Annotated in this window: 6 protein-coding genes; 5 read left to right on the top strand and 1 reads right to left on the bottom strand. The window is 71.8% G+C overall.

Annotated elements, in window-relative coordinates; all coding sequences use genetic code 11:
* Positions 1 to 182 precede the first annotated feature (182 nt).
* The 4 genes from ACSNOK_RS28405 (at position 183) to ACSNOK_RS28390 (ending at position 3,121) form a co-directional block, all read left to right on the top strand.
* Positions 183 to 476 (top strand): hypothetical protein, encoded by a 294-nt coding sequence (locus ACSNOK_RS28405; RefSeq protein ID WP_436783652.1) that lies wholly within the window; start codon positions 183 to 185, stop codon positions 474 to 476.
* Positions 473 to 766 carry a DUF7848 domain-containing protein gene (locus ACSNOK_RS28400; RefSeq protein WP_436783651.1) on the top strand — a complete coding sequence of 98 codons (294 nt, stop codon included), beginning with the start codon at positions 473 to 475 and terminating at the stop codon, positions 764 to 766. Before ACSNOK_RS28405 ends, ACSNOK_RS28400 begins: the two co-directional genes overlap by 4 nt.
* A 100-nt stretch (positions 767 to 866) precedes the next feature.
* The gene (gene metG, locus ACSNOK_RS28395) at positions 867 to 2,585 is read left to right on the top strand and encodes a methionine--tRNA ligase (RefSeq protein ID WP_436783650.1); all 1,719 of its coding nucleotides are present in this window, start codon (positions 867 to 869) and stop codon (positions 2,583 to 2,585) included.
* Positions 2,586 to 2,746: 161 nt separating this feature from the next.
* Positions 2,747 to 3,121 (top strand): DNA-binding response regulator, encoded by a 375-nt coding sequence (locus tag ACSNOK_RS28390; RefSeq protein WP_436783649.1) that lies wholly within the window; start codon positions 2,747 to 2,749, stop codon positions 3,119 to 3,121.
* A 144-nt stretch (positions 3,122 to 3,265) separates the two neighbouring features.
* On the opposite strand, the gene aspS is transcribed toward ACSNOK_RS28390, so the two are convergent.
* A complete protein-coding gene (gene aspS, locus ACSNOK_RS28385) occupies positions 3,266 to 5,032 on the bottom strand; it encodes an aspartate--tRNA ligase (RefSeq protein ID WP_436783648.1) in 1,767 nt (588 codons plus the stop codon).
* Between the two features lie 151 nt (positions 5,033 to 5,183).
* Between aspS and ACSNOK_RS28380 the strand changes: the two genes are divergently transcribed.
* Positions 5,184 to 7,328, top strand: coding sequence for an ATP-binding SpoIIE family protein phosphatase (locus ACSNOK_RS28380; protein ID WP_436783647.1), 2,145 nt, complete (start codon positions 5,184 to 5,186; stop codon positions 7,326 to 7,328).
* The last annotated feature ends 32 nt before the right edge of the window (positions 7,329 to 7,360 follow it).

Genomic DNA, 7,360 nt, shown 5'->3' with positions numbered 1-7,360 from the left:
GGGCTGCCGGGCCGGCCCGGCAGCCCGGAACCCGCCCCCCGGAAGCACGGAATCCGGCAATTGGGGCGACAGAGAGTAACCGCCCCACTGATCGCACCGCGTAAGCACGACGCCCGGACAGATCACCCTCCGTATCCCGCCTCTCGCTGATCAGAAGCCGCTGAAGTGGGCATCGTAGGGATGTGAACGATGAATTCCCCCTCGGCAGCTACGTCGTCGACACCCGCACCGGCCGGCTCGGGCAGGTCATGGACACCCACGCCGGTTACGTTCAGCTACGACCGCCGCGTGGCGGGATCGAGTGGTCCTGCCCGCCGTCGGCCATCCGCTTCCCGTCCGAGGCGGAGGCCCAGGCCCACGCCAAGGCGCAGGCGGAGCCCCAGGCCGGCGCGGCGAGCGGCGGCCGGGCGGGCGCCCGGCCCGGCGGTGGGGCGGACGCGGGCGGCAACGCCGGGGAGCGGGGGTGGAGTCGGTGAGCCCGCGCAGCGTCTTCCGGTTCGACACCTGGACGTTGCAGCCCGACCGCGAGCCGGACGCGGAGCCGTTGACGTACGCGATGCAGTGCGTGGTGTGCGGGGCGGCGTCGGAGGAGGTCGAGGACTTCCTGGACGCCCAGCACTGGACGTTCCGGCACGCGGGCCGCAACCCCTCGCACCACACGTACCGCGAGACGGTCAACCGGCCGTGGCGCGCCTGGATGGGCCACCCCCGGCCGCCCCGGACGGACGGTGCGCGACCGCCCCGGGCCGACACAGGGCCGTCATGAACGCCGCGCTGCCGCCGCCCGGTACTCGGATACGCTAAAGGTGCCTGTGGACACAGGGTCACAGGCTCCGTACCCGAGCACCGACCAGGGAGCAGCCGGCATGGCTCGACACCTCATCACCAGCGCCCTTCCGTACATCAACGGGATCAAGCACCTGGGCAACATGGTGGGGTCCATGCTCCCGGCGGACGTCTACGCGCGCTACCTGCGCCAGACCGGGCGCGAGACGCTCTACATCTGCGCGACCGACGAGCACGGCACCCCGGCCGAACTCGCCGCGAAGGAGGCCGGGCTGCCGGTGGACGCGTACTGCGCCCAGCAGCACGACGCGCAGAAGGCGATCTACGAGGGCTTCGGCCTCTCCTTCGACTACTTCGGCCGCAGCTCGTCCGCGCAGAACCGCGAGATCACCCAGCACTTCGCGCGGCAGCTGCAGAAGAACGGGTTCATCGAGGAGCGCGCGATCCGCCAGGTGTACTCGCTGGCGGACGAGCGCTTCCTGCCCGACCGCTACATCGTCGGCACCTGCCCGCACTGCGGCTACGACAAGGCCCGCGGCGACCAGTGCGAGAACTGCACGCGCGTGCTGGACCCCACGGACCTGATCGACGCCCGCTCGGCGATCAGCGGCAGCAGCGACCTGGAGGTGCGGGAGACCAAGCACCTCTTCCTGCTCCAGTCCAAGCTCCAGGGCGAGGTCGAGGCGTGGATCGACGAGCACGGCAAGGACTGGCCGGTCCTCGCCTCGTCGATCGCCCGCAAGTGGCTGACCGAGGGCCTGCACGACCGCGCCATCACCCGTGACCTGGACTGGGGCGTCCCGGTCCCGGCCGACACCTGGCCGGAGCTGGCGGCCGAGGGCAAGGTCTTCTACGTCTGGTTCGACGCTCCCGTCGAGTACATCGGCGCCACCAAGGAGTGGGCCGACGAGCTCCCGGAGGAGCGCGACTGGAAGTCGTGGTGGTACGAGGCGACGGACGTCCGCTACACCCAGTTCATGGGCAAGGACAACGTCCCCTTCCACACGGTGATGTTCCCGGCGACGCAGCTCGGCACCCGTGAGCCCTGGAAGCGCGTCGACTACGTCAAGGCCTTCAACTGGCTGAACTACTACGGCGGCAAGTTCTCCACCTCGCAGCGGCGCGGCGTCTTCACGCACGACGCGCTGGAGATCCTGCCCGCCGACTACTGGCGCTACTTCATGATGGCCAACGCCCCCGAGTCGGACGACACCTCGTTCAGCTGGGAGCTGTTCTCCGCGACGGTCAACAAGGACCTCGCGGACGTGCTGGGCAACTTCGTCAACCGCGTCCTGTCCTTCTCCCGCAAGCGGTTCGGTGACGAGGTCCCGGCCGGCAGCGAGGCGGGCGCGGCCGAGACGGAGCTCGGCCGGGAGGTCGCGCGGCTGCTCGGCGAGTACGAGGGCCACATGGAGGAGATGCAGTTCCGCAAGGCGGCGCAGGCACTGCGCGCCCTGTGGAGCGCGGGCAACTCCTACCTGGAGACCAAGGCCCCCTGGCTGGAGATCAAGACCGACCCGGACGCGGCTGCGCTGACGCTGCGCACGGCGATGAACCTGATCCACCTCTACGCGGTGGTCTCCGAGCCGTTCATCCCGGCGACGGCCGCCGCGATGCGGTCGGCGTTCGCGCTCGCCGGGGACGACCGCACCTGGGTGACGCGGGACGAGGCCCGCTCGCTGTCGTCCGTCCCGGCCGGTACGCCGTTCACCGTCCCGCCGGTGCTCTTCGCGAAGATCACGGAGGAGGACCTGGAGTCCTACCGCGAGCGCTTCGGCGGGGGCGACGAGGCGGCCTGACGCGCCCCTCTCCCTCGTACGGACAGGGCCCGGAACCTCAGGTTCCGGGCCCTGTCCCGTCTCCGCGCGACGGGCGTTGATCGTTCGGCAATCGTTCGTTGAGCGGGGCCCGGCAGGCTGTCCGGTGTTGGCCATGGGGGAGACGAAGGAAGACCGGACCAGTGTTGGATGACCGAATCACCGTGAGCGTGCACGCGACCGACGAGGTGGGCCGCGCCCGGCTCGCCCGCGAGCTGCGAACCCTGCCCGGCCTCCGGGTGGTGAGGAACGGCGCGGCGGTACAGATCCTGCTGCTCGGACGGCACGACCGGGACGCCGCGGGGGAGCTGCGCCGGCGGAGCCGGGGAAGCTGGGCGCCGCTGGTCGTGGTCGCCGACGGGCTCGGCGACGCGGAGCTGATGGCGGTGTGGGAGTACGGCGCGCGGACCGTCCTCCAGACGCCCCGGGTCACCCCGCGGCGGCTGGGCCGGGCGGTGCACGCCGCGGCCGGCTGCTGTCCGCCGGAGCCGCTGCCCGAGCTCGGTGTGCTGGTGTGAGCCGGCCGACGGCTCCCCACGGGGGTGGGGGCCGCCCCGGTCACTCCGGCCACCGGAGCGCGGGTCCACACGACGCGCGCGACACGCGAGACACACGGAAGGGCCCGGCACATCGGCGCCGGGCCCCTCGTCGTCTACCCGCGGTTACTTCACCGTCGGCGGCTTGCGCAGCGACAGGTGGAGCTCCTTCAGCCGGGACTCGTCGACCTCGCTCGGGGCGCCCATCAGCAGGTCCTGGGCGTTGCCGTTGAGCGGGAAGGCGATGGTCTCGCGGATGTTGGGCTCGTCGGCCAGCAGCATCACGATGCGGTCGACACCCGGGGCGATGCCGCCGTGCGGCGGGGCGCCGAACTTGAACGCGCGGAGCATGCCGCCGAACTCGCGCTCGACCTCCTCCTGCGAGTAGCCGGCGATCCCGAACGCCTTGTACATGACCTCGGGCTCGTGGTTCCGGATGGCGCCGGAGGAGAGCTCGACGCCGTTGCAGACGATGTCGTACTGCCAGGCGAGGATGTCCAGCGGGTCCATCGTCTCCAGGGCCTCAAGGCCGCCCTGGGGCATGGAGAAGGGGTTGTGGGAGAACTCGATCTTGCCGGTCTCCTCGTCCTTCTCGAACATCGGGAAGTCGACGATCCAGCAGAAGCGGAAGACGTTCTCCTCGAACTGGCCGGCGCGCTTGGCGGCCTCGACGCGGACGGCGCCCATGATCTTGGAGACCTCGTCGAACTCGCCGGCGCCGAAGAAGACGGCGTGGCCGGCGGCCAGGCCGAGCCGCTCGGTGAGGACCTTGACGTTCTCCTCGGTGAGGAACTTGGCGATCGGGCCGGACAGCGTCCCGTCCTCGCCGACGCGGACCCAGGCCAGGCCCTTGGCGCCCTGCTCGACGGCGAACTCGCCGAGGCCGTCGAAGAACTTGCGCGGCTGGTCCTGGACGTTCGGCACGGCGAGCGCGCGGACGTGCTTGCCAGCGAACGCCTTGAACTCCGAGCCCGCGAAGACGTCGGAGATGTCGACGAGCTCCAGCTTGGCGCGCAGGTCCGGCTTGTCGGAGCCGTACTTGAGCATCGCCTCGCGGAACGGGATGCGGGGGAACGGCGAGGTGACGTGGCGGCCGTTGCCGAACTCCTCGAAGAGGTCGGTCATGACCTTCTCGATGACCTGGAAGACGTCCTCCTGCTCGACGAAGGACATCTCCATGTCGAGCTGGTAGAACTCGCCCGGCGAGCGGTCGGCGCGGGCGTCCTCGTCGCGGAAGCAGGGCGCGATCTGGAAGTAGCGGTCGAAGCCCGCGATCATCAGCAGCTGCTTGAACTGCTGCGGCGCCTGCGGCAGCGCGTAGAACTTGCCGGCGTGCAGGCGGGAGGGGACCAGGAAGTCGCGCGCGCCCTCGGGGGAGGTGGCGGACAGGATCGGGGTGGCCAGCTCGTTGAAGCCGAGCGCGGTCATCTTCTCGCGGATGGAGCGGATGACGGCGCCGCGCAGCATGATGTTGCGGTGCATGCGCTCGCGGCGCAGGTCGAGGAAGCGGTACTCCAGGCGGCGCTCCTCGTTGACGCCGTCCTCGGTGTTGATCGTGAAGGGCAGCGGCTCGGCGGCGCCGAGCACCTCGACGTCGGTGACCTCGACCTCGATCTCGCCGGTGGGCAGCTCGGGGTTGACGTTCTCGGCGCCGCGGCTCATGACCTTGCCGTCGACGCGGACGACGGTCTCCTTGGTGAGGCGGCCCAGCGCCTCGTTGGCCGGGGTGCCGGGGCGGGCGACGAGCTGCACGAGACCGTGGTGGTCGCGGAGATCGATGAAGAGGATGCCGCCCAGGTCGCGCCGATTGTGCAGCCAGCCACTCAGCCGCACGTCGGTGTCGACGTCAGCCGCACGGAGCTCGCCGCAGGTGTGGGACCGGTAACGATGCATCGTTCATCCAAGTCGTGGTCGAAGGCGTGGTTCGAGGGGCGCGCTGCACTGGCTCGCCGCACTGGGTTAGCGTGCATACAGCACTGAGCAAGGGTACTGCCCCACCCGCCATCGGTGGTCTGCGTCCGGCGAACCCACATAAAGTGGGGCAATGCGCACCGAGGACGTGCTGGCCGCCGTCGCGACCGGCCTGTGGCACTGGGACCGGGCCACGGGGATCGTCACCTTCGACGCCGAGGCGGCCCGGCTGCTGGGGCTGCCCGCCGAGCGGACGGAGCTGTCGGAGTCGGCCGCGCGCGCCCGGTTCCACGCGGTGGACTGGGTGGAGTTCCAGGGCCTGCTCAGCGTCGCGATCTCGGAGGACGCGCTCGCGGAGGCCCGCATCCGGGTGGTGGACGAGGCGGGCCGGGTCCGCCGGACGCTCCGCGCCCGCACCCGCCAGACTCCCCACGGCAGCCCCCAGTCGCTCGTCGGCACCCTGGAAGAGGTCCCCGCGCCGCATCCGGGCACCTCACCCGCCCGGACGACGGTCACCGGCGACTGGCGCCGCAACCGCGAGGCGTTCCTGCTGGACGCCGGCCGGGCGCTGGCCGAGGCCCGGTCCACCGCCGAGGTGCTGCGGGTGGCGGCGGGCCTGTCGATGCCGGGGTTCGAGCCGTCGGCGCTGGCGGTCTTCGGCACGGACGGCGGCCGGGTGACGCTGATCGGCCACCACGGCTACTCCCTGGACGACGTCGAGGCGTTCCTGGAGATACCGCTGGACGGCAACCACCCGGCGCCCGAGGTCGTCCGCACCGGCCGGGCGATCTACATCCCCTCCCCCGAGGACTACGCCCGCCGCTTCCCGGCCGTCTGGCCGCTGGTGGCCGGGTTCGGCCGCCGCTCCTGGGCCTTCCTGCCGCTGATCAACGCGGGGCGGACGATCGGCGCCTGGATGGCCGGCTTCAGCGTCCCGGTGGCGTTCACGCCGGACGAGCGGTCGGTGCTCACGACGGTCGCCCGGATGCTGGCGCAGGCGCTGAGCCGGGCGAGCGTCCACGAGTCGGAGAAGGAGCTCTCCGTCGGCCTCCAGCGCACGATGATGCCGACCGTCCAGCCGGACATCCCCGGGATGTCGGTGGCGGCCCGCTACGTGCCGACCGGCGGCGGCCTGGAGGTGGGCGGCGACTGGTACGACATGATCCCGCTGCCCTCGGGCCGGCTCGCGCTGGTCATCGGCGACGTCCAGGGGCACGACGTCCGGGCCGCCGGGCTGATGGGCCAGCTGCGGATCGCGCTGCGGGCGTACGCCTCCGAGGGCCACCACCCGGACGCCGTCCTCTCCCGCGCCTCCCGCTTCCTGGCCGGCATCAACGACAGCGGCCTGTCCGGCGTCGACGACGGCGTCCCGCAGGACCCGCGCTTCGCCACCTGCCTCTACATCGAGGTGGACCCGGCTACCGGACTGCTGGTGATCGCCCGGGCCGGCCACCCGGACCCGGCGATCCGGCTGAGCGACGGGACGATGCTGGTCCGCGCCACGGCCGGCGGACTGCCGCTGGGCATCGACCCCGACACCGACTACCCCACCACCCGGCTGGTCCTGGAACCCGGCGAGACGATGCTGGTCTGCACCGACGGCCTGATCGAGACCGGTGGGCACGACCTGGAGACCGGCTGGTCACGGCTGCGGGAGGTGATCGAGGGCGAGCCGGCGGCGGACGACCCGGCGTTCCTGGAAACCCTGGCCGACGACCTCGTCCGGGCCGTCCACGGCCCGTCCTCGCACTACACGACCGGCCCGCTGGTGGACCGGCGCGAGGACGACATCGCGCTCCTCCTGCTCCGCCGCGAGCCGCCGGCCGCCACGGCCGCGCGCACCGCCGGACCGCCCCCGCGCCGCACGGTGATGAGCATCGCCCAGGCCGAACCGGAGCGCATCGCGGAGGCCCGGCAGCAGGTGCGGGACCTGATGCACGACTGGCCGGACGAGGACCAGACCGACTCGGCCGTGCTGATGGTCTCCGAGATGCTCACCAACGTCCTGGTGCACACGGACGGGGACGCGCTGCTGCGGGCGTCGGTCTCCGGCGCGCCGGGACACCGTCGGGTGCGCGTGGACGTCGCGGACACCAGCGACGAGCTGCCGCACCGGCGCCACCCCGGCGAGATGGCCTCGTCGGGGCGCGGCCTGGTGCTGATGGAGCTGCTGGCGGGGGCCTGGGGGGTGGATCCGCAGGGCGAGGGCAAGAACATCTGGTTCGAGCTGTACGAGGCGGACCGGCCGTCGCCGGACGAGCTGGCGGCGATCACGTAGGGGCCGTGGGGGCTCACCCGTAGGGGCGGTGG

The sequence above is a fragment of the Streptomyces sp. URMC 126 genome (assembly GCF_051386555.1).
GTDB lineage: Bacteria > Actinomycetota > Actinomycetes > Streptomycetales > Streptomycetaceae > Streptomyces.
The sequence above is the reverse complement of the archived record's forward strand: the minus strand, read 5'-3'. Positions and strand labels throughout refer to the sequence as shown.

What these genes read in the sequence shown, in the direction of transcription:
- metG (WP_436783650.1), top strand. Translation starts at nt 867, where the DNA reads ATGGCTCGACACCTCATCACCAGCGCCCTTCCGTACATCAACGGGATC.
- aspS (WP_436783648.1), bottom strand. Translation starts at nt 5,032, where the DNA reads ATGCATCGTTACCGGTCCCACACCTGCGGCGAGCTCCGTGCGGCTGAC.
- ACSNOK_RS28380 (WP_436783647.1), top strand. Translation starts at nt 5,184, where the DNA reads ATGCGCACCGAGGACGTGCTGGCCGCCGTCGCGACCGGCCTGTGGCAC.